Below are 23015 nucleotides of genomic sequence, written 5' to 3' on the forward strand. Positions count from 1 at the left end.
TCTGTATAACTTGCTTTGCCGGCACAGCCCTACTCGTGGGTATGCCCTACGTAGTCTTCGTCGATCGTAATCTTGGCAATCGACTTGGGATATTCCGATTCGACCCGTTGTGCCAGCGCGTGCTTTAAGTCTTCGGCACTCATCTGCAGATCCGAGGGTCGCACGCAGTCAAAGATCACGTTGGTGTGCGTAGGACCCGGCACGCAGCGCAGGTCATGAATCGAAAGGCGGCTATCGATCTGTTGAGCCATGGCGTTAATGCGTAAACGCATGCTCGCCACATTGGGGTCATCGGTCACGATGGGATCGTAGTGAAGCGTGACAATCATGCCGTCTTCGTTCCTAAACGCCTGCTCGATGTTATCGAGCGTGTCATGGCTTTCCAGAGGGCTGGCCTCGGCTGCCATCTCGGCGTGAGCGCTTGCGAACTTCCTGCCCGGGCCGTAATCGTGAACCATCAGATCGTGAACGCCCAAAACGCCGGGATAGCTCATGATCTTGTCTCGAATGTGCTTGACCAGCTTAGGATCGGGCGTCTGGCCCAAAAGCGGGCTCACCGTATCCTGGATGAGTTCAAAACCGCTCCAGCCAATATAGGCGCCAACGGCAAGGCCGACCCATGCGTCAAGATTGATGTGCGTCACCTGCGAAACAATTGCGCACGCTAACACGGCGCCTGTGGCAAGAACATCGTTCTTGGAATCTTGCGCGGTCGCGTGCAGCGTCTCGGACTCAATGCGGTCGCCGAGCTTTTGGTTGAGGGCCGCCATCCAGAGCTTTACGACCATCGAAAGCGCTAGAACTGCCACCAGGGCAAGCGAGAACTCGACAGGTTCGGGGTGGATGACGCGCTCAACCGAGGACTTCACCAGCTCAACGCCAATCAACAGCACGAGCGCCGCCACGACCAGACCCGAGAGATACTCGTAGCGACCGTGTCCGTAAGGATGCTCGGGGTCGGCCGGCTTGCTCGCCAGCTTAAAGCCCAGCACGCTCACGATATTCGAGCTGGCATCGGACAGGTTGTTCATGGCATCCGCCACAATCGAAACCGATCCCGACAGCACGCCAATTACGCCCTTCGCAGCGCATAGTGCCACATTGGCGAGAATACACACCACGCCAGCTAACGTGCCCACACGCGCACGGTCGCCCTGCGCACGCTTAACAATCCACTCGACCATCTACATCCGCCCCCACGGTACTACCTATATATCTATTGCTCAAACGGATTGTAGTGTAGCCACTTTGTCCCCCAGATACAAAAAAGGCCGCAACCCACACGGGCCACGGCCTTGGAATATGGCAAAGGAATCATCCTTGTGTCGCACAGGTTTACGCGCTTGCTTCGGCCACGCTCTTCGAGGTTTCGGGTGAATCGGCTCCGTCCCCCGTCGTCTGTCCCTGCGCCGGCACCACGCCAAAGCAGTAGCTCAGCGCCGCAGACACCGCAAATGCCACACCGCCGGCAACGCAGCACCACAGCAGGTTCGAGATGCCGCCCGTGGCAAAGCCAATGACCATAAGGACATTCGTCATGCCGATGGTATAGGCCGTAACGTGGCCCACGGCCGCAACAAGGCCTCCGACGGCGCCGCCAATGGCCATGCACGTCAGGCACCTGCCATATTTAAAGCCGCAACCGTACAGCGCCGGCTCGCTTACGCCGCCAAGAATACCCGAGATTGAATAGCCCAGCATGAGTGCCTTCTCGTCCTTATCCGCAACGCGGAGCGACGCGCCAAAGGGCATGCCCCAAACGGCGAACGTCGCCATCGTCGCGGCGATCAGGATGCACGAATCCGTTCCCACACTCATAAACTGAGCATAGGCAAGCGATAGGACAACGTTGCTGACGCCTGCAATCTTAAGAAACTCCCAACCCGCGGCAAGCCCCATGAGCGTGAGCAGCGACACGATGCCACCGGAATTGCCAAGCATAAACATAAGCTGGCCCAACAGCATGCCCAGATAGCTGCCCGCCGGCGCCGTGATACACAGCGAAACCGGAACCATGACAAGCATGGTTGTAAACGGAACAAACGAAAACGCCACGGCCTTAGGGATAACGCGCTTAAAGAAACACTCCACTCGCCATAGCACGGGCACCGAGATGAGAACCGGAATAACAGTCGTCGTGTAATCGTTGACCGGCGCGGGAAGCAGACCATACACGGAAGTCATCGATGCCCCCGTCGTCGATGCGGCATCGACGAGCTTGAGCAGATCGGGCGCAATCAATACGCCGCCCAGCATCATGCCCAGCTGCTCCGAGCAACCGAGCTGGCGGGCGGCCGCCCAACCAAGATAAATGGGCAAAAAGTAGTAGCCGGCGTTATAGAGCCAACTGTAGAACAGGCGATAGATATCGGAATCGGCAGACCACAGGCCCAGCATGCCTTCGCCCATAATGACAGCGACGGTGCGGAACAACGCCGCGCAGACAATAAACGGCAGCGCCGACATCATGCTTTTGGACAGATAGTCCACCACGGCCATGGCGTTTGATGAAACCGACGTTGTAAACGAGGTGTTAGAAACTTGTAGCATGGAACGCCTTTCCCAATATGACATGCGGGCTGTCCCTTTGTCACATCGTGCGGTACTGACCGATTGCGCGGTACTTTTCGTAGCGGAGGTTTGTGAGGGTCGCGTCGTCGAGCTGCCCAAGCGTATCGAAGGCATCAAATGCCGAGGACATGACGGCACCGGCGATCTCCTCATGCGACAGGCCCCTATCGTCAACAATGCCGTCGATGATGCCGAGCGCCAACAGATCGGGGGCCGTGAGCTTAAGCGCCTCGGCGGCCTCATTCGCGCGCTCGGTATCCTTCCACAGGATCGACGCACAGGCCTCGGGGCTCACGACCGAATAGGCCGAGCTCGAAAGCATAAAAATGCGATCAGCCACGGACAGCGCCAGTGCGCCACCGGATCCGCCCTCGCCCGTAACAACGGAAACAATCGGTGTCTTAAGGCCGCTCATCTCCATGAGATTCTGGGCAATCGCCTCGCCCTGGCCGCGCTCCTCGGCACCGATGCCGCAAAACGCACCCGAAGTATCGACCAGGCACAGAACCGGTCGACCAAACTTTTCGGCCTGGCGCATAAGGCGACGCGCTTTGCGATAGCCCTCGGGATGCGCCATGCCAAAGTTGCGGCGCATACGCTCTTTGGTCGTGGTGCCGCGCTCGATGGCGATGACCGTTACGGGGCGTCCGTCTTTCCAGCCAATGCCAGCCACCACAGCGGCGTCGTCGCCAAAGTAACGGTCGCCGTGCAACTCCACAAATCCGTCGAGGCCCAGCGAGATCATCTCACCCGCCGTGGCTCGATCTGCCGAGCGGGTCTGCTTGACAATCTCGAGCGCGGTTTTTGGTGCCGTCGAGCGCCTGAACAAGTGTCCCAGCTTTTTGCCGCGGCGACCCGTATGCACGATTTCATGCGGTGCCCCCAGGCCGGGTGCGTGCCCTTCGTGCAGTGCCAGCAGCTCGCCTACCGTGAGCGCAATCTCGCCACGCGGAACAACGGCATCGCAAAAGCCATGCTCCAGCAAAAACTCGGAGCGCTGGAATCCTTTGGGCAGGCGCTTGTGCATGTTCTGCTCGATCACGCGCGGACCGGCAAACGCCGTCAGGGCATCGGGCTCGGCCAGGATAATATCGCCCTCCATGGCAAAGCTCGCGGTTACGCCTCCGGTCGTGGGGTCAGTGAGCACCGTGATATACAGGCCGCCCGCCTCGCTATGGCGCCTAACCGCCGCAGAAATCTTGGCCATCTGCATGAGCGAGGTCACGCCCTCTTGCATGCGCGCACCGCCCGAAACGGTAAAGCCGACAACTGGCAATCCAAGCTCGGTCGCTCGCTCAAATGTGCGACAGATCTTCTCGCCCACCACGGAACCCATCGAGCCCATCATAAAGTTGGCGTCCATAAAGAAGAGCGCCGTATCGCAACCGCAGATTTTGCCCTTGCCGCACACAACGGCATCGCGCTCGCCCGAACGTTCGCTCACGCTCTTGAGCTTGTCGGCATAGCCGGGAAACGAAAGGAAGTCCTCCGGCGCCAGACTGGCATCCCATTCCTCAAACGTGCCCTCGTCAATCGTCATGCGCATGCGGTCGCGCCCGCTCACGCGAAAGTGTTTGCCGCAACGAGGGCAGACCTCGAGGTTGTCGTGCAGGCGCGCCTCATCGATCACGCGGCGGCACTCCGGGCACTTGATAAACACGTGGCGCGCGGGAAACTCGGCGCACGACTCGGTCATCGGTCCCTCGAGGACGTTGACCGTCTTCGCTTTTCTATTCATCAGCATAGAGATGCCCCATCAGATCGGTGTGGTACATGCCCGACAAGAACTCATCGTTTGCAAGCACGTCGAGCTGAAGCTCGCTGTTTTCGCTCACGCCCTCAATCACGAGCTCGCCCAAAGCCGAGCGCATCTTGCGAATGGCGCCGTCGCGCGTGGGCGCACACACGATAAGCTTGCCGAGCATGGAGTCGTAGTACGGCGGAACGTTCGCACCGGTAAACATGGCCGAATCCCAGCGCACGCGCGGACCACCCGGCACACGCAACGCGGTGACCGTTCCGCATGACGGCAGAAAGTCCGGCGTTTCGGCATTGATGCGGCACTCCATGGCGTGGTTACGGACCGGTACGTCCTCCTGCTCAAAGGGCAGGGACTGGCCGGCTGCCACGCGCAGCTGCCACTTGACCAAGTCGGTATCGGTCACAAACTCCGTGACCGGATGCTCAACCTGCAGACGCGTGTTCATTTCCATAAAGTAGAAATTGCCGTCGTCCGAGTACAAAAACTCGATGGTGCCGGCTCCCTCGTAGCCGACGGCACGAGCCAGGTCGCGTGCCGCCTTGTGCATGCGAGCACGAATGTCGTCGTGTCCGTCGAGGCACGGCGCAGGGCTCTCCTCGATTAGCTTTTGGTTGCGGCGCTGCACCGAGCACTCGCGCTCGCCGAGCGAAAACACATGGCCCTGCTTATCGGCCATAATCTGCACCTCGACATGGTGCGCCGGCGCGACGAACTTCTCCATGTAGCACTCGCCGTCGCCAAAAACGGCCTCGCCCTCGGCGCGTGCTTCAATAAAGGCCTTTGCCGCGTCTTCCACGCGCTCGACCTTGCGAATACCGCGACCGCCGCCACCTGCACGCGCCTTGATGAGCACGGGGCAGCCAATGCGCTCGGCCTCCGCCGTTGCCTCCTCGGGACTTTTGAGCAAATCGCAGCCCGGCACGATGGGCACGCCCGCCGCGGCAGCCGTTCGACGTGCGGCGTCCTTGTCGCCCATGCTGTCGATCACCTTGGCCGAAGGACCAACAAACGCCAAGCCATACTTGTCGCAGTCGCGCACGAAGCTCGCCTTCTCGGAGAAAAAGCCATAGCCGGGATGAATTGCCTTAGCTCCCGACTTTACGGCACAGGTGAGCACGGCATCGTCGTTGAGGTAACTCTCGGCAAGACGCGGACCGCCGATGCAATACGCCTCGTCGGCAAGCTGCACGTGCAGCGCGTCCGCATCGGCCGTGGAATAAACGGCGACGGTCTTGATGCCCATATCGCGGCACGCGCGGATAACACGGACCGCGACTTCGCCGCGGTTGGCGATGAGCACTTTGTCGAACATGAAGCCTTCCTTAACTTTCGTGCATGAGTGCAAAAGACATGTCGGCGCGGCAACAGACCTCACCGTTGACGCTTGCAGTACCCGTCGCAAAGCGGAACGGCCCGCGCGCACGCGTGATGGAGCACACCAGATCCACCGTGTCGCCCGGTCGCACCGGACGCTTAAAGCGCACCTTGTCCAGACTCGTGTAGAACGGCGTCGCGCCGCGCGCCTCCTCATCGCCCATCAGCAGCACGCAGCAGTTTTGGGCGAGCATCTCGCACTGGATCACGCCGGGGACCACCGGGTTTCCCGGAAAATGCCCCTGCAAAAAGTATTCGTCGCCCGTAATCGTGATCTTGCCGTGGGCCTCGTCGCCCACCAGCTCGGCTTCGTCGAGCAAAAGCATCGGCTCGCGATGCGGCAACAGTTCTTTAAGCTCTTCTTTGTTCATGGATATCACCTATCCGATCCTCATGAGGCAGCTGCCGAACTCCACGAGGTCGCCGTCGGCCACGCAGATCTCGAGCACCTCGCCATCCGCCTCTGCCGTCACCTCGTTGAGAACCTTCATGGCCTCGATGATGCAAAGGGTCTCGCCAGCCTTGACCTTGGAGCCCACGTGCACAAACGGTTCGTCGCCCGGCGCCGGGGCAGCATAGAAAACGCCGACCATGGGAGCGGTCACCTCGGTGCCCTTGGGCTCCGGTGCGGCGGCAGGTGTCTGCGCGGCGGGCTCCGGTGCGGCAGGCGCGACTGTGGGAGCTGCAACTGGAGCGGCCATAGCGCTCGGCATGGGCATGGGCACGGCAACCGGCTGTGCGGCGCTCGCGCGCTCGAGTTCGACCGCGGTGCCATCGGGCTCCTCAACGCGTACGCGCGTGAGGCCGCGGTCCTCCATAACATCGGCTATCTCGGCAAGTCTTTTGGAATCCATGCTCTAGCTCCTTGCATATCTACGCAGCGCGATGGCGGCGTTGTGTCCGCCAAAGCCCAGGTTGGTCGAAAGCGCCCAGGTAAGGTCGGCGCGAACCGCGCGATTGGGCGTGTAGTCAAGATCGCAGGCGGGATCGGGCGTGTGGTAGTTAATGGTCGGCGGCACCACGCCCTGCTCGAGCGCCATGGCGCAGGCCATGACCTCGATGGCGCCCGTGGCACCGATCATGTGGCCGGTCATCGACTTAGTCGACGAGACGTGCGCGGCGCGCGCCGCGTCCTCGCCGAGCGCACGCTTAATGCCCGCCGTCTCGGACGAATCGTTGAGCTTGGTCGATGTGCCGTGAGCATTGATGTAGAGACCCTCGGAAGGCCTGACGTCGCCCTCGGTCACCGCCAGCGATATCGCGCGGGCAATGCCGGCAGCCTCGGGATCAGGGCTCGTGATGTGATAGGCATCATCGGTGTTGCCGTAGCCCACGACCTCGGCATAAATGTGCGCACCGCGCGCCTGCGCATGTTCCATGCTCTCGAGCACGAGCACGCAGGCGCCCTCGCCCATCACAAAGCCGTCGCGGTCTGCATCGAACGGACGGCAGGCCGTCGCGGGATCGGGGTTGGCGGTCAATGCGCGGCAGGACGTAAAGCCCGCAACGGCATCGGGGATAATTGCGGCCTCGGCGCCGCCCGCGAGGATCGCGTCGGCATAGCCGTGCTTGATGGCGCGGAACGCCTCGCCCACCGCATGGGCCGAGGTTGCGCACGCGGTCACCACGGGCAGGGTCGGGCCCTTTGCCTTGTGGCGGATTGCGATATTGCCCGATGCCATGTTGGGGATCATCATCGCGATCATATAGGGCGATGCGCGGCGGGGCCCACGTTCGGCAATCGTATGGACGTTGTCGACGAGCGTCGTCATGCCGCCCACGCCCGAGCCCACGTAGACGCCCAGGCGCTCGCGATCGATGGCGCCTTCGACATCAAAGCCCGCATCGTGCATGGCTTCGTCCGAAGCCGCCATCGCAAACTGAACGCAGGGGTCGAGATGCTTGGCGTCACGCTTGCCAAAGTACTCGTTGCCGTCAAAGCCCTTGACCTCGGCTGCCACCTTGACGGCAAACGCATCGGTATCGAAGTGCGTGATCGGGCCGATGCCGCACGTGCCGGCGCACATGGCCGCCCAGGTGGCAAGCGCGGTGTTGCCGAGCGGCGACACGGCACCGATACCGGTGATTGCAACTCTCTGTTCCATCATGGTCTCCTCATCCAAGCCGTTCTTCGGCCCTGGTTTCTACATCGCCATTCCGCCGTCGACGCGTACAACTTCGCCCGTAATGTAGGCAGCTGCATCGTTCACTAAAAATCGCACCACACCGGCCACCTCTTCGGGCTGCGCCATACGCTTAAGGGGAATCTGCTCCTCGGTTACCGTACGCACCTTCTCCGAGAGCTTTGCCGTCATATCTGTCTCGACAAACCCGGGGGCGACCGCGTTCACTCGTACACCGCGGGGCGCAAGCTCGCGCGCCACCGCCTTGGTCAGGCCGATCACGCCCGCCTTGGAGGCAGCGTAGTTGACCTGCCCGGCATTGCCCATCAGGCCCACAACCGAGCTCATGTTGACGACGCAGCCGCCGCGCTGGCGCATAAAGGACTTGGTGAGCGCGCGCGTCGTGTTAAACGTTCCTTTAAGATTGACATCGAGCACGCGATCGAAGGCGTCATCACCCATACGCATGAGCAGGCCATCGCGGGTGATGCCAGCGTTGTTGACGAGCGCCCAAATGGAGCCAAAGTCGTTGAGGACCGCTTCCACGCACGCGTTGACGGCAGCGGGATCGGCCACGTCGCATTGATATGCGCGAGCTGTGGCACCAGCGGCCTCGCAGGCTTCGCACGTCTCGCGCGCCGCATCGACGCTGCCGGCATAGACGACGGCGATATCAAAGCCGTCCTCCGCCAGACCGATAGCGCAGGCGCGGCCGATACCCCGCGAGCCGCCCGTGACCAGTGCCACGCGACGTGAGTCGTTGCGCTCGAGCGCGCCATTGTTCAAGTTGCCCATGTCATTCCTTTCGGGTTACAGCCCTGTGGACTATGCGAGCTCGTCGGCAATAGCTGCGACTTGCTCGGCCGTCTCGCACGAATACACACGAACGTCGCTCAACGTACGCTTGACCAGGCCGGACAGCGTTTTGCCGGGGCCGACCTCAATAAATGTGTCGATGCCTTGATCCTGCAGAGCATGCAGCGTGTCGACCCAGCGCACGGCATGACTCACCTGGTTGGCCAGCACCTCCGATGCCGTCTGGGGGTCCGCCGGATAGGGCGCCGCTGTCATATTTGCCAAAACAGGAATGAGCAACGGGGACGGCGCGTGACCGGCCTCAATATATGCGGCAAGGCCACAGGCCGCCTCGCCCATATAGGGGCTATGAAATGCACCCGACACCGCGACCTTCATGGCGCGGCCGCCAGCCTCTTTTACTAGGACGTCGAGGGTCTGCAGCGCATCGGGCGCTCCGGCCACAACCGTCTGCTGGGGGCTGTTGTAGTTGACTGGCCAGCAGTCCACGCCGGCCTGTTTTGCCAGGCCCTCGACTTGCGCCGCATCGAGCTTGATGACGGCGCGCATGCCGCCCGGATGGCGCTCGGCAGCCGCGGCCATCAGCGCCGCGCGCTCGCACACAAGCCCAAAGCCCGCTCGCGTATCGAACGCCCCCGCAAAGGTGAGTGCAGCGACCTCGCCCAGCGAGAATCCCGCACAGGCGGCAGGCACCACGCCGCGCTCGCGCAGGGCGACGGCGACAGCCAAGTCGTGCACGAACACGCAAGGCTGCGTGTTCTCGGTCTGCGAGAGCTCCTCCTTGGAGGCGCTCCGGCACTGCTCGCTCGTCCCCGGGCGCACCTCATCGGCAATGGCGAACACCTCGGCAGCCGCCGGCGATGTCTCGATCAAGTCGACGCCCATCGCGGGGTGCTGGGCACCCTGGCCGGCAAACAAAAACGCTACGCCACCCATGCGCACGCACCCTTCAGGACGTGCTCGGCGCCATCGACCAGGTCGTCAACGATTTCGCGTGCGCTCTGGCGCTCGTTGACCATGCCGGCAATCTGTCCACACAAAAACGAACCCTCTTCGTAGTTGCCGTCCTTGGCGGCCTTACGCAGCGCACCGGTTCCCATAGCACCGAGCTCCTCGGCACTCGCGCCGGAACCCTCGCTCTTGGCATAGGCGTTGGTGAAGGGGCTCTTGAGGGCGCGCACTGGATGTCCCGTCGAGCGACCGGTCGCACGCGTCGAAGTGTCGTTGGCCTTCAGGACCATCTCTTTGTACTGCTCCGAGACGGTGCACTCGTCTGCGACCAGAAAGCGCGTACCCACTTGCACGCCTTCGGCGCCCAGCATAAAGGCGGCCGCCACGCCGCGGCCGTCGGCAATACCGCCGGCGGCCACGACGGGAATGTCAACCGCATCGACGACCTGCGGCACCAGTGCCATCGTCGAGGTCTCGCCAATATGGCCGCCCGATTCGGTACCCTCGGCAACAACCGCCGTGGCTCCACGACGTGCCACGAGGCGCGCCAGCGCCACCGAGGCAACGACCGGGATGACCTTGATGCCCGCCTCGTTCCACGCCTTCATGTACTTGGCGGGATTGCCGGCGCCCGTCACGACGACCGGCACTCGCTCGTCAATCACGACCTGTGCAACCTCGTCGGCAAACGGGCTCATGAGCATGACGTTGACGCCAAAGGGCTTATCCGTCCTGGCGCGCAGCTCGTGAATCTGGTCGCGAAGCCAGTCGGCGTCGGCATTCATGGCCGCGATGATGCCTAAGCCACCCGCCTCGGACACTGCGGACGCCAGCGAGGCATCGGCAATCCAGGCCATACCGCCCTGGAACACGGGCTTTTCGATGCCGAGCAGATCGCAGAGAGGAGTCTTGAGCATCTCTACTTCTCCAATGCCTCCTCGACCGTATCGGCGAACTCGCCGACCGTCTTGGGGTTCTCCTCGGTATCGAGCTGGATGCCAAACTCGTCCTCGACGGCAACGAGGATCTCGACGGTGCCCAGGCTGTCGAGACCAATCTCCTCGAGCGTGGACTCGGGCTTCATCTCGACATCGTCAAGACCGGCGGTCTCGCGGATAACGTCGCAAACGCGCTCAAAGGTCTTCTGATCTGCCATGGTAGTTCTCCTTTGGTTGTGCCCTAGGGCGTTTTTATTTCCTATGTGCGACTACTTCCAACGAAGCAGATAGCCACCTATATCCAGACCGGCGCCAAATCCAACCAAGGCGATGGTGTCGCCTGTGTGAAGTGCACCGGCGTTTGCCAGCCGGTCGAGGGCAAGCGGAATGCATGCGCTCGAAATGTTGCCGGTCTCGCGCAACGTGCGAACCACGCGCTCGTCCGGCACGCCCAGGCGCTTGACCGCCTGGCTCAGGATTCGTTCGTTAGCCTGATGGAATACAAAATGATCGATGTCTTCGACCAAAATGCCCGCATCGATCGCAAGCTTATGGACCGTGTCGCAGATGGCGTTGACGCCGAACTTGAACACGCGGCGGCCATTCATGGACAGCACGCTCGCGCTATCTGCGGAAGCCTTAAACGGCGAGGTACCGACCAGACCGGGAACGCGCAACGTCTCGACGTCGGGCGCCGTCGAAAGCTCAACGGCAAGGGGGTTGTCTCCCCCAGCTTCAATCACTGCGGCGCCTGCCCCATCGCCAAAAAGCACGCAGGTGGCACGGTCGGTCCAGTCGAGCGCGCGCGTCATCTGCTCGGCAGCAACAACAAGCACACGCTCGGCACGGCTGCGGGCGATATAGCCCTCGGCGACATCGAGCGCAAATACGAAGCCGGCACAAGCCGCCGAGACATCGAAGGCAGGGCACGTCGCGCCTAGTCGCTCAGCAACGGCACACGCCTCAGCGGGAACAAGGTGGTCACCCGTCGTCGTCGAGCAGACGATCAGATCCAGCTGGCTCGCGTCGATTCCGGACACCTGGAGTGCCCGCTCGCTCGCCGCTACGGCAAGGTCGTCAAGTGACTCGGTGGTGCAAACGTGGCGGCTCTTGATACCTGTGCGAGTAAAAATCCACTCATCCGAGGTATCGAGGAACTCAGACAGCTCGTCATTGGAAACACTGCGCTCAGGAAGTGCCGAACCTGTTCCAAGAATCGTGAAACCCATCACTAACCTCCTTTGAGTTGTTGACGTGTTTACATCGACCAAGAGAGGATAACGCATTTCAGTCTTTGTTGACGTGTTAACATTAAATTGTCTAAATGCGACAAAGGCTTCACATTGTGTCTATCTCTCGACACCATTGCGTCATTCACTTATTCAATAAGGAGGTAGCAGCCGCTATGGATGCCCAATTAACGATTGTCGACGTAACCGGATCGACCAACGATGACCTGCTCGAGGCAGGAAAACAGGGTGCGCCGCACGGCACAGGACTTGCCGCCCGCGCGCAAACGGCAGGACGCGGCCGGCGCGGCCACAAGTGGGATTCAACCGCCGGCAACCTATTGCTTTCGATTGTCCTGCGTCCATGCGTTAATCCCGCAAAGTACTCTGGTCTTGCCGCCGTCAGCGGCCTAGCGGTGCTCGAAGCACTCGAAAAGCAGGGTCTTGCAAACGAGATTCGCCTTAAATGGCCCAACGACCTGGTCGCGCGAGGACGCAAGCTCGGCGGCATTCTGGTCGAGGCCGCACGCGATAACGAAGGCAAACCTTTCGCCGTCTGCGGCATTGGCGTCAACGTAAACTACACGCCCCAAGAGGTGCCCGATGGCGGCCTGGCGGCAATTGGCCTCTCGGACCTCAACGAGAGCGTTCCCGCCGTCGACAAGCTCCTCGATGAGGTCTATCACGCAGTTATAGACGCTGTAGATGCTTGGGCAGAGCACCTCAACGCCAAGGAAGAAGACGCCGGTCCGCTCGCGCCCGTCCACGACGAATATATCGCTCACCTCAATTGGATCGGGGAGCACGTTATCGCCCGCTCCCCCGCTGGGGACGAGCTGGCGCGTGGCATCTTTAAAACGGTCGATGGCTTTGGTCGCGCGTGCATCGAAACGGAAGACGGCTTTCGATCCTTCCATTTTGAGGAGGCATCGCTGCGTCCCTTGAGCGAATAGGGCGCCGCAACCACCTACTCGACAGCATTACCCCGCAGTCCAAACCATCATTCAAAACAAAAGGGCCCCGCTGCCGTTACGGCAGCGGGGCCCTTTAAGCTATGAGCGATATCGCTTAGAGCTTGATGTCGATGTCGACGCCAGCGGGGAGGTCGAGACGCATGAGCGAATCAACGGTGCCCGAGGTGGGGTCGAGGATGTCGATGAGGCGCTTGTGGGTGCGCATCTCGAACTGCTCACGGGAGTCCTTGTTCACGTGCGGCGAGCGGATAACCGTGTACAGGTTGCGCTCGGTGGGCAGGGGGACAGGACCGGAAACGCGAGCGCCGGTCTTCTGAGCGGTCTCGACGATGAGCTTCGCGGACTGATCGACGACCTCGTGATCATAGCCCTTGAGGCGAATGCGGATCTTCTGGGTAGCCAACTTAAACCTCCAAAGAGTGCGAGAGATGTTCTCGCGGATTACGTAACAGGGAGCTCGAACTTAGGCGTTCTTGCTCATGACCTCGTCCACGATGGACTTGGGCGCGGGCTCATAAGAGTCGAACTGCATCGTGTAGGATGCACGGCCCTGGGTCTGGGAGCGAAGGTCGGTAGCGTAACCGAACATCTCGCCCAGCGGCACCTTGGCACGGATGAGCTTGCTGTTCTTGCGATCCTCCATGCCCTCGATCTTGCCGCGGCGACCGGAGAGGTTGCCCATAACGTCGCCCATGTACTGCTCGGGGGTCTCGACCTCGACAGCCATGATCGGCTCGAGCAGCTGCGGATCGGACTTCTTGAGGGCGTCCTTGATAGCCATGGAACCGGCGATCTTGAAGGCGGCCTCGGAGGAGTCGACCTCGTGGTAAGAACCGTCGAACAGGGTGACCTTAACGTCGAGGACCGGGAAGCCGGCGATAACACCGGTGTTCAGGGCCTCCTGGATGCCCTTGTCGATGGACGGGATGTACTCCTTGGGCACGACGCCGCCGACGATAGCGTTGACGAACTCGTAGCCGAAGCCCTCCTCCATCTTCTCGAGCTTGATGACGGCGTGGCCATACTGACCGCGACCACCGGACTGACGGACGAACTTGCCCTCAGCCTTCTCGACGTCGTGACCAGCGGTCTCGCGGTAGGCAACCTGGGGCTTACCAACGTTAGCGTCAACCTTGAACTCGCGGAGCAGACGGTCGACGATGATCTCGAGGTGCAGCTCGCCCATGCCGGCGATGATGGTCTGGCCGGTCTCGTGGTTGGTGGACACCTGGAAGGTCGGGTCCTCCTCGGCGAGCTTGGTCAGAGCCAGGGACATCTTGTCCTGCTCGGCCTTGGTCTTGGGCTCGATGGCAACGTCGATAACGGGCTTAGCGAACTCGATCTTCTCGAGGACGATCTCCTTGCCCTCGGCGCACAGGGTGTCACCGGTGGTGGAGTTCTTGAAGCCGACGCAAGCGACGATGTCGCCGGCGGCAGCGTCGTCACGGTCGATACGCTCGGCGGCGTTCATCTCGAGGATGCGGCCGAGGCGCTCGCGCTGACCGTTGGAAGCGTTGACCACGTAGGAGCCGGACTCGGCACGGCCGGAGTAAACGCGGACATAGGTGAGCTTACCGACGAACGGGTCGGTCATGATCTTGAAGACCAGGCCGGAGAAGGGCTCGTCGAAGGAAGGATGACGCTGGATCTCCTCGCCGGTGTCCGGATCGGTACCGGTGACGGCCTCGACGTCGAGCGGGCTGGGCAGGTAGTCGACGACAGCGTCGAGCAGCTCCTGGACGCCCTTGTTCTTGTAGGCGGAGCCCACGAAGACGAGGTTGAGCTCGTTGGCCAGAACGCCCTTGCGCAGAGCAGCCTTGAGCTCCTCGACGGTGAAGTCCTCCTCCATGAGGATCTTCTCCATGAGCTCGTCGTCAAAGCTGGCAGCAGCGTCAAGGAGCTCCTCGCGCTTGGTGGCAGCGATGTCGGCAAACTCAGCCGGGATCTCGTCCATCGGCTCGGGGTAGGTCATACCCTTCTCGTCGGCCTTGAAGTCCCATGCAGTCATGGTGACCAGGTCGATGACGCCCCAGAAGTTGTCCTCGGCGCCCATCGGGACCTGAGCGGCCACGGCGTTAGCATCGAGACGATCCTTCATGGTCTCGATAGCGTTGAAGAAGTCAGCGCCCACGCGGTCATACTTGTTGATGAAGGCGATGCGGGGGACGTTGAAGGTAGAAGCCTGACGCCAAACGGTCTCAGACTGGGGCTGAACGCCGGCAACGGCGTCGAAGACGGCGACAGCACCATCGAGGACGCGCAGGCAGCGCTCGACCTCGGCGGTGAAGTCAACGTGGCCCGGGGTGTCGATGATCTGGATGCGGTAGTCCTTACCGTCCTTGTTCCAGAAGCACGTGGTAGCAGCGGAGGTAATGGTTACGCCGCGCTCCTGCTCCTGAACCATCCAGTCCATGGTGGCAGCGCCCTCATGGACCTCACCGATCTTGTGGGTCTTACCGGTGTAGTAAAGAATACGCTCGGTCGTGGTGGTCTTACCGGCATCGATGTGGGCCATGATGCCGATGTTACGGGTATCGGAAAGCTTGTACTTAGGCTTAGCCATGTTAGTTCCTTACCTTAACTTACCAACGATAGTGAGAGAAAGCGCGGTTGGCCTCGGCCATCTTGAAGACGTCCTCACGCTTCTTGACGGAAGCACCCAGGCCGTTGGAAGCGTCGAGGATCTCGTTGGCGAGACGCTCGGCCATGGTCTTCTCCTTGCGAGCGCGGGAGAAGTTGACGATCCAGCGGATACCCAGAGCGGTGGAACGACGGGAGTTGACCTCCATCGGGACCTGATAGGTAGCGCCACCGACACGCTTGGGCTTAACCTCGAGCGTGGGCTTGACGTTGTCCATAGCCTTCTTGAAGGTAGCGAGAGCGTCGCCACCCTCGGACTTCTCGGCAACGATCTCGAAAGCGGTGTAAACGATGCGCTCAGCGGTGGCCTTCTTGCCGTCAAGAAGGACCTTGTTGATGAGCTGAGTCACCAGGCGGTTGTTGTAAACGGCGTCAGGCTGAACCTCACGACGATTAGCTGCTGCACGACGCGGCATGTGAAATCTCCTTAAGTGTCTACCGTGCGGCGCTTAGGCGGCACACGGCGAAAGTATCAAAACGTTATCTGGCTTATTTGGCCTTGGGGCGCTTAGCACCGTACTTAGAACGGGCCTGCATACGGTTCTGGACCGGAGCAGCGTCGTAGGCGCCACGGATGACGTGATAACGGACACCAGGGAGGTCACGGACACGACCGCCGCGGACGAGCACGATGGAGTGCTCCTGCAGGTTGTGGCCCTCACCCGGGATGTAAGCAGTAACTTCGATGCCGTTGACGAGGCGAACACGGGCAACCTTACGAAGAGCCGAGTTCGGCTTCTTGGGGCTCGTGGTGAAGACGCGGGTGCACACGCCGCGCTTCTGGGAGTTGTGCTGCAGAGCAGCGTTCTTGGACTTCTTGGGCACGGAACGACGGCCCTGGCGAACCAGCTGGTTAATAGTAGGCAAAGCGTACTCCTTCTCGAATGATTCCAGCTTTCTGTAAAGTGCAACGGCTTGAATCGAGGGGTCAGCATCCCCCTACGAAACACGCAGTTCGATAGGATACGTGGCGTTAGCTGTGTCGTCAACAGACCACGCCGCCGGGCGTATCCTAAAATACCCACATTTCCGCAAAGCCTACACAAAAGGAATCCCCTTCTGTGCGCGTGGGCGGATTCCCGGGCCGGGCGGCACAGGGGTTAAGTTTGCTGCTCTACAGTCCTGGCTCGCACGGAGGCCACATTAAGTGGCCTCCGGCTCGTGCGGAACTCGCGACAAACTTAACCCCTGTGCCGCCCGGCCCGGGAATCCGACGTGCTCGTCGGGGCAACGTTCCCTGCCAAAAAGGGACAGGTTTATTTCGGTCGGTTTTATCTGGGAAAACGCCACTCTTCACGGTGATCCGCATCCATTTGCCACGTTCTTCCGAGAATCAGACGAATAACGTCCAATCCACTCGTCCATATAACGCTAAAAGGCCGCTTCCCCCCTTGGGAAGCGGCCCAGACTTTACGAATAAACGATGGTAAAGGGTACTTCTGTTTCGGTCTCTCCTGTTGACGTGTACCTCGTGCCCTCAAGCGTTACTGAGACCACTTGGTCGACATCGATCAACTTCGTTGGCAGCCAGATGTTCTCTCCGCTATTGCGCGCATAAGAAAAATATAAGTTGAACACCCCTGCGTCGTCATCTTCGATAATCTGCTCCGATCCATCCTTGTAGCTGACGGTCAGCTTATTATCAACTGCACCAATGCCCAGATCATCGATGTGTGTCTGGATAGAAAACGGGCTGATCTCGAGAGGCGAGTCATCGGAGCGGAGTTCCTTTGTATCGACGTAAGCTCCAACGCTAAACTCGGGCGTCGATGCCTCGAACGGCTTCGCATCCTCGCCTTCGCCCTCGGTCCACGAGATATTCCAGGTGACCGCATGTTGAAAACCTCGCTCGCGATCCATAGAGGCAAAGTACATCGTGCCATTAATGACCGTGGCGCTTGATGTGTCCTTATCAATGGTGCAGCGTGTGTCAGCCCATTCCTCGCCGAAGTTCATGCTGGGCGTGCCGATGCCTTGTTCTTCTTCACCATAGAGAACAAGTTCGCCTGTCTCTGCTGCCGGCTTGTAGTAGTTAACGCCATTTGGATTGGACAACGTAAACGTCACGGCTCCGCAGCCGTTTTGGTCAATAGCCATCTCATGGATATCGAGCGTATAGCCATTACCCTCGACGGACAGATCAACCTTCTGGACTGTGCCCTCCAGGCTTTGGGGCGCGATGCCGTCACCGAACTCTCTGGTGTAGGTATATTGAGTCCCCGATGAGCCGCCGTTGGTCCAGGTAATGGAATCCCCGTTGCCGTGGTTTCCCCAGGCTGAGGCAAAATAGCTGGAATTGATAACTGCGTAGGCGACCCCTCCGGTCGCCAACACTCCGACAAGACACCCGATTACGGCAACATAGAGAGGCTTCGCATGGCCCTTTCGATGAAGCGGCTCACCCGCAGCAGTATTAAGAACGCGATCTGCAAGATTGCTATCGGCTTGGATGGACTCGAAGGCCTGCTTGATTTGATTGGATTTCACGGTCGCCCTCCTCTAGGATGAACTTGAGCTTCGACCTGCCGCGAGCCAAACGCGTTCGAACGGTCGCGGCTGGTACATGCAACAACTCGGCAATCTCTGAGGTCGAAAAGCCCAGATAGTAATAGAGCACGATGGGAACGCGGAATCGCTCCGGAAGTCGCATAACGTCTGACAGGACCGCCTTGGTCTCATCCTGCGCCGCCGAAAGCGAATCGGCCAGGTTCTCAATATCCTCCACACGCCTCCATGGCTTTCGAAAGAGCGATTTACATTCATTGATCGTGACCCGGATAAGCCAGCGGCGAAGATGTTCCCAACTTTCAAAGTGTCCATCGCTTTTAAGCAACTTAAGAAGACATCCTGGGCAATATCGTCGGCATCGGCACGATCGCGCAGGTACGTCAATGCGATTCGAAACACGACATCACGGTGATCCTCGACCGCCTGTCTAAATGCTTGTTCTTCCATAATCACCTCCCGGTGACGTTAATAATTCTTAGTGAGGCCCTCACCTTAGATACGCTCTTGTCGGGCGAAATGTTTCAAATTCAAGCAGGAAAAACCTACCAAAATATACCTGTCCCTTTTTGGCAGGTTTTCTTTAACAAAAAGACCCGCTTCCCTGTTGGGAAACGGGTCTTTGGAAGGACGGTTAACGTACTAGGAAATTACTCCTCGTCGTTGTCCTTTGCCTCTTCGGCGTCGTCGGTGTCCACGAGCTGGTTGAGCAGCTCGTCGAGGGACGCCATGTCCTCGTTGATCGCGCCGTTGGCGGGAGCCTTCTTGTCGTCGATCGGGGCGCCCAGGAGCTCCTCGTCGGCGTCGGCGTGATGCGTCGGCGTGGCGGAGGTGCCCAGCAGGATGTCGTCCGGACCGTCGGGGCTAAAGACCATCTGCAGCAGCTGCGAGAGGTCTTCCTCGTCGGCAACGTCGTCGTTGTTCTCGAGGATGTAGAGCAGGTCGTGGGCCTCGAGGCCGTCACGGAGCTCCTCGATCGCCTTGGCACCGATGCCATCGATGCGCAGCAGATCCTCCTCGGACTTGCCGACCAGGTCGCCGACCGTCTCGATGCCGACCTCGCTGAACTTGTTGGTCCAGCGCTGCGACACGCCCAGGTCGTCGAACAGGTACAGGCGAGCCTTCTCGGCGGAGATGGTGTGGCCGTTGCGGGTGAACGAACCGTCAGCACCACCGAACTCGTCGTAGCCGGCCCAGTCGAGCTGCTGCGGGAGCTGCTCGTCCAGGTCCTTGAGCTCCACAGGAGCCCACTCGGGCAGCGACTTGGCGTTGGGCGAAGCCGGGCCGTCGATGTCCACGTAGCCGTCGGCCGTGCGATACGTCAGCTTGGCGTTGGCGTACGGCTTGAGGCCGGTACCAGCCGGGATCTTCTTACCGACGATGACGTTGGACTTAAGGTCGAGCAGGTGGTCGACCTTGCCCTCAATAGCAGCCTCGGTAAGGACGCCGGCGGTACGGATGAACGAAGCGCTCGACAGCCAGGAGTCGATGTTGGACGCGACCTTGAGCGTACCCAGGATGACGGGCTCGGCCACAGGAGCCTGACCACCCAGACGGGCAACGCGCTCGACCTCGTCGGCGAACTCGTAGCGGTCAACGTACTGACCAAGCAGGTACTTGGAGTCGCCGGGGTTAGTGATCTGAACGCGACGCAGCATCTGACGTGCGAGCACCTCGATGTGCTTGTCGTTCAGGTCGACGCCCTGGCTGGTGTAGACGTCCTTTACGCTCTCGACGAAGGTGTGCATCGTCGACTCGATGTCGGTCAGCTTGCGCAGGTTGCGGAAGTTGACGAAGCCCTTGGTGATCTGGTCGCCGGCGCGAACCTCGCAGCCGTCCTCGATCTCAGGCATGAAGCGCACCGAAGCGGGGACGCGACGCTCGTCGAGGACACGGGTGTGATCCTCGGAGTCGGTGAGCGTCAGCACGTACTCGGACTTCTCGGGCTTAATCGAGAGGTGACCGGAGTACGGAGCCAGCTCGGCCTCGCGGCCCAGGATCTTCTCGTTGACGTTGCCGACGATATCGAACATACGGCTGACCGTAGGCAGACCCTGCGTAATATCGTCGACGCCAGCGACGCCGCCGGAGTGAATGGTACGCATCGTAAGCTGCGTACCGGGCTCGCCGATGGACTGGGCGGCAATAATGCCGACGGCAGTACCGATAGCGACCGGACGACGGGTGGAAAGATCCCAGCCGTAGCACTTCTGGCACACGCCGTACTTGGAGCGGCAGGTGAGCAGCGCGCGAAGCTTGACCTTCTTAAGGCCCGCATCGACCATCTTCTGGATGTCGGCGACCTTCTCGATGTAGCCGTCCTGCTCAAAGAGCACGGTGCCATCGGGGGCCACGACGTCCTCAATGAAGCAACGGCCGACGAGGTCGGTGTTGAGGTCGGTGGTGCCGGGGATGATGAGGTTGTAGGTGACGCCCTCGTGCGTACCGCAGTCCTCCTCGCGGACAATGACGTCCTGGGCCACATCGACCAGACGACGGGTCAGATAACCAGAGTCCGAGGTGTGGGATGCGGTATCGACCAGGCCCTTACGGGCGCCGTAGGTCGAAATGAAGTACTCGAGCGGCAGCAGACCCTCGCGGAAGTTCGCCTTAATGGGAAGGTCGATCGTCTCGCCGGACATGTCTGCCATCAGGCCACGCATGCCGCCGAGCTGACGCAGCTGGGTCTTAGAACCACGGGCGCCGGAGTCGGCCATCATGTACAGCGGGTTCTCCTCGTCGAACATGTCGAGCATGAGCGCTGCGACCTTATCGGTACAAGCGGTCCACTCGTTAACGACTTCGATGTGGCGCTCCGTCTCGTTGATGAAGCCCTCCTCGAAGTACTCGTTGATCTGGTCGACGTTGGCCTGGGCGCGATCGAGCAGCTCCTGCTTCTCGGCAGGGATGAGAGCGTCCCACACCGAGATGGTGAGGCCGGCGCGGGTAGCGTAGTGGAAGCCGGAGTACTTGATGGCGTCGAGGATCGGGCCGACCTTGGCCTCGGGGTAACGATCGCAGCAGTCCGCAACCAGTTTGGCCACGTCGCCCTTGACCATCTTGTAGTTCATGAACTCATAGTCTTCGGGCAGGCACTGGCGGTTGAAGATGATGCGGCCGATAGAGGTCTCGAAGCGCGCGGTCTTGTTGCCGGTAACGTCGTAGTCGACAAACTCGTTCTTGCCGTTCTTGACGCGGAAGATACGGGTGCCGTCCTCGTTGATGACGTTGGCATCGGCAGCGGACACGCGGACCTGGATCTTGGCCTGCATGTCGACCTCGGAGCGGCAGTCATAGGCGTGCAGCGCGTCGTCGAAGCTCGAGAACACGTGGTTCTCGCCCGGCAGACCCTCGCGAACCTGGGTGAGGTAGTACACACCGATGATCATGTCCTGCGAGGGGATGTTGACCGGCTTGCCGGATGCCGGCGAGCGCAGGTTGTTCGCAGAGAGCATGAGCACGCGGGCCTCGGCCTGAGCCTGGCTGGACAGCGGCACGTGGACAGACATCTGGTCGCCGTCGAAGTCGGCGTTGAAGGGCGAGCAGACCAGCGGGTGCAGGTGGATAGCCTTGCCCTCGACCAGCACCGGCTCAAAGGCCTGGATAGACAGACGGTGCAGGGTCGGTGCACGGTTGAGCAGCACGACGCGGCCGTCGATGACCTCTTCGAGGATGTCCCACACAAAGGTGGCACCACGGTCGATAGCGCGCTTGGCGCCCTTGATGTTCTCGACCTTGCCAAGCTCGACCAGGCGCTTCATGACGAAGGGCTTGAAGAGCTCCAGCGCCATGGTCTTGGGCAGACCGCACTGGTGCAGCAGCAGCTTAGGGTCGGTAACGATGACCGAACGGCCGGAGTAGTCGACACGCTTACCCAGCAGGTTCTGACGGAAACGACCCTGCTTGCCCTTGAGCGCCTCGGCGAGCGACTTGAGCGGGCGACCGCCACGGCCAGAGACCGGGCGACCACGACGGCCGTTGTCGAACAGGGCGTCCACGGACTCCTGGAGCATGCGCTTCTCGTTGTTCACGATGATCGCGGGGGCGTCCAGGTCGAGCAGGCGCTTGAGTCGGTTGTTACGGTTGATCACGCGACGGTACAGGTCGTTGAGGTCGGACGCGGCGAAGCGGCCACCGTCGAGCTGGACCATCGGGCGCAGATCGGGCGGAATGACCGGAATGACGTCCAGAATCATATTCGCGGGGCTGTTACCGCCCTTCAGGAAGGCGTCAACGACCTCGAGGCGCTTAACGGCCTTCTCGCGCTTCTGCTTCTGGGAGTCCTCGTCGGCGATGATGGCCTTGAGCTTCTCGGCCTCGGAGGGGAGGTCGATGGCAGCGAGCAGGTCGCGGACGGCCTCGGCACCCATGCCACCCTTGAAGTACATGGAGTAGTAGCGGGTCATCTCGCGGAACAGCGGCTCATCGGAAATGAGGTCGCGCTCGCTGAGCTTCATGAAGGCGTTGAAGGCGTCCGTGCGGAGCTGCTTCTCGTCCTTGCACTCTTCCTCGATGTCGACGATGCCAGAGGCGATCTCCTCGGGGGTCAGCGGCTCCTCGTCGGAGAACTCGTCGAAGTTCTCGGGGTCGCCCTGCTCCTTGAGGGACTCGATCTGGCGGGCGCACTCAGCATCGATCTCTTCCAGATCGGCGGCGAGCTCCTCGCGCAGGTCATCGGCATCGGCCTCGCGAGCCTCGTAGTCAACCTCGGTGATGATGTAGCTGGCAAAGTACAGAACCTTCTCGAGGTCCTTGGACTTGATGTCGAGCATACGGCTCATCGGGAAGCTCGTGGGGCTCTTGAAGTACCAGATGTGGGACACGGGAGCGGCGAGCTCGATGTGGCCCATGCGGTCGCGACGCACCTTGGCCGAGGTGACCTCGACGCCGCAGCGCTCGCAGACGATGCCCTTAAAGCGGATGCCCTTGTACTTGCCGCAGGAGCACTCCCAGTCCTTGGCGGGACCGAAGATCTTCTCGCAGAACAGGCCGTCCTTCTCGGGCTTGAGGGTACGGTAATTAATGGTCTCCGGCTTCTTGACCTCACCGTGCGACCAGGAACGGATCTGGTCGGCGGAGGCAAGGGAGATCTTTACCGAGTCAAAATCAGTAGCTTCGAAATCTGCCACAGT

The 23015-nt window shown here is 60.7% G+C and carries 20 protein-coding genes and 1 pseudogene; 1 reads left to right on the forward strand and 20 read right to left on the reverse strand.

The genetic code is table 11. From position 1 onward, the window contains the following. Positions 1–29: 29 nt before the first annotated feature. The 12 genes from PGW49_RS02560 to PGW49_RS02615 form a co-directional block, all read right to left on the reverse strand. Entirely contained in the window at positions 30–1184 is a 1155-nt protein-coding gene (locus tag PGW49_RS02560) for a cation diffusion facilitator family transporter (protein ID WP_270225411.1), read from the reverse strand. Between the two features lie 151 nt (positions 1185–1335). Further along, a complete protein-coding gene (locus tag PGW49_RS02565) occupies positions 1336–2550 on the reverse strand; it encodes a PTS transporter subunit EIIC (protein WP_270225412.1) in 1215 nt (404 codons plus the stop codon). 40 nt (positions 2551–2590) lie between these two features. Further along, on the reverse strand, positions 2591–4315 hold the full coding sequence (gene accD / locus PGW49_RS02570) for an acetyl-CoA carboxylase, carboxyltransferase subunit beta (RefSeq protein ID WP_270225413.1): 1725 nt from the start codon (positions 4313–4315) through the stop codon (positions 2591–2593). After that, positions 4302–5645, reverse strand: a complete 1344-nt coding sequence (locus PGW49_RS02575; protein WP_270225414.1) for an acetyl-CoA carboxylase biotin carboxylase subunit — start codon at positions 5643–5645, stop codon at positions 4302–4304. Before PGW49_RS02575 ends, accD begins: the two co-directional genes overlap by 14 nt. 10 nt (positions 5646–5655) lie before the next feature. Next, positions 5656–6078, reverse strand: coding sequence for a 3-hydroxyacyl-ACP dehydratase FabZ (gene fabZ, locus PGW49_RS02580; protein WP_006235025.1), 423 nt, complete (start codon positions 6076–6078; stop codon positions 5656–5658). Between the two features lie 9 nt (positions 6079–6087). Beyond that, the gene (gene accB / locus PGW49_RS02585; protein ID WP_022094191.1) at positions 6088–6561 is read right to left on the reverse strand and encodes an acetyl-CoA carboxylase biotin carboxyl carrier protein; all 474 of its coding nucleotides are present in this window, start codon (positions 6559–6561) and stop codon (positions 6088–6090) included. 3 nt (positions 6562–6564) lie between these two features. Next, positions 6565–7812, reverse strand: a complete 1248-nt coding sequence (fabF, locus tag PGW49_RS02590) for a beta-ketoacyl-ACP synthase II (protein WP_270225415.1) — start codon at positions 7810–7812, stop codon at positions 6565–6567. Positions 7813–7851: 39 nt separating this feature from the next. Next, positions 7852–8625, reverse strand: a complete 774-nt coding sequence (gene fabG / locus PGW49_RS02595) for a 3-oxoacyl-[acyl-carrier-protein] reductase (RefSeq protein ID WP_270225416.1) — start codon at positions 8623–8625, stop codon at positions 7852–7854. 30 nt (positions 8626–8655) lie between these two features. After that, positions 8656–9582 carry an ACP S-malonyltransferase gene (locus tag PGW49_RS02600; RefSeq protein WP_270225417.1) on the reverse strand — a complete coding sequence of 309 codons (927 nt, stop codon included), beginning with the start codon at positions 9580–9582 and terminating at the stop codon, positions 8656–8658. Next, positions 9570–10514 (reverse strand): enoyl-[acyl-carrier-protein] reductase FabK, encoded by a 945-nt coding sequence (gene fabK / locus PGW49_RS02605; protein WP_270225418.1) that lies wholly within the window; start codon positions 10512–10514, stop codon positions 9570–9572. The genes PGW49_RS02600 and fabK overlap by 13 nt, the downstream gene beginning before the upstream one ends. A 2-nt stretch (positions 10515–10516) precedes the next feature. Beyond that, entirely contained in the window at positions 10517–10753 is a 237-nt protein-coding gene (locus tag PGW49_RS02610) for an acyl carrier protein (protein WP_270225419.1), read from the reverse strand. A gap of 51 nt (positions 10754–10804) precedes the next feature. Beyond that, a complete protein-coding gene (locus tag PGW49_RS02615; protein WP_270225420.1) occupies positions 10805–11764 on the reverse strand; it encodes a 3-oxoacyl-ACP synthase III family protein in 960 nt (319 codons plus the stop codon). Between the two features lie 176 nt (positions 11765–11940). Between PGW49_RS02615 and PGW49_RS02620 the strand changes: the two genes are divergently transcribed. Beyond that, the gene (locus PGW49_RS02620) at positions 11941–12717 is read left to right on the forward strand and encodes a biotin--[acetyl-CoA-carboxylase] ligase (protein WP_270225421.1); all 777 of its coding nucleotides are present in this window, start codon (positions 11941–11943) and stop codon (positions 12715–12717) included. Between the two features lie 115 nt (positions 12718–12832). Here the strand turns inward: PGW49_RS02620 and rpsJ are convergent, their stop codons facing one another. The 8 genes and pseudogenes from rpsJ to PGW49_RS02655 form a co-directional block, all read right to left on the reverse strand. Next, positions 12833–13141: a 30S ribosomal protein S10 gene (rpsJ, locus tag PGW49_RS02625; RefSeq protein WP_022094184.1), complete on the reverse strand. Its 309-nt coding sequence runs from the start codon at positions 13139–13141 to the stop codon at positions 12833–12835. A gap of 60 nt (positions 13142–13201) precedes the next feature. Beyond that, positions 13202–15301: an elongation factor G gene (gene fusA, locus PGW49_RS02630; protein ID WP_022094183.1), complete on the reverse strand. Its 2100-nt coding sequence runs from the start codon at positions 15299–15301 to the stop codon at positions 13202–13204. Positions 15302–15320: 19 nt separating this feature from the next. Then, positions 15321–15794: a 30S ribosomal protein S7 gene (gene rpsG / locus PGW49_RS02635; protein ID WP_006235013.1), complete on the reverse strand. Its 474-nt coding sequence runs from the start codon at positions 15792–15794 to the stop codon at positions 15321–15323. Positions 15795–15867: 73 nt separating this feature from the next. Then, complete coding sequence (gene rpsL, locus PGW49_RS02640; protein ID WP_006235012.1) at positions 15868–16245, reverse strand: 30S ribosomal protein S12; 378 nt, start codon at positions 16243–16245, stop codon at positions 15868–15870. Positions 16246–16788: 543 nt separating this feature from the next. Further along, positions 16789–17865, reverse strand: a complete 1077-nt coding sequence (locus tag PGW49_RS02645) for a DUF4179 domain-containing protein (RefSeq protein ID WP_270225422.1) — start codon at positions 17863–17865, stop codon at positions 16789–16791. Then, entirely contained in the window at positions 17816–18211 is a 396-nt protein-coding gene (locus PGW49_RS02650) for an RNA polymerase sigma factor (RefSeq protein ID WP_270225423.1), read from the reverse strand. Before PGW49_RS02650 ends, PGW49_RS02645 begins: the two co-directional genes overlap by 50 nt. A 29-nt stretch (positions 18212–18240) precedes the next feature. Further along, a pseudogene (locus PGW49_RS10450) lies at positions 18241–18333 on the reverse strand (RNA polymerase subunit sigma); the annotation flags it as partial. Between the two features lie 200 nt (positions 18334–18533). Then, complete coding sequence (locus PGW49_RS02655; protein ID WP_270225424.1) at positions 18534–23012, reverse strand: DNA-directed RNA polymerase subunit beta'; 4479 nt, start codon at positions 23010–23012, stop codon at positions 18534–18536. Positions 23013–23015: the final 3 nt, after the last annotated feature.

The sequence above is a fragment of the Collinsella aerofaciens genome (assembly GCF_027679495.1).
Classification (GTDB): Bacteria; Actinomycetota; Coriobacteriia; order Coriobacteriales; family Coriobacteriaceae; genus Collinsella; species Collinsella aerofaciens_AK.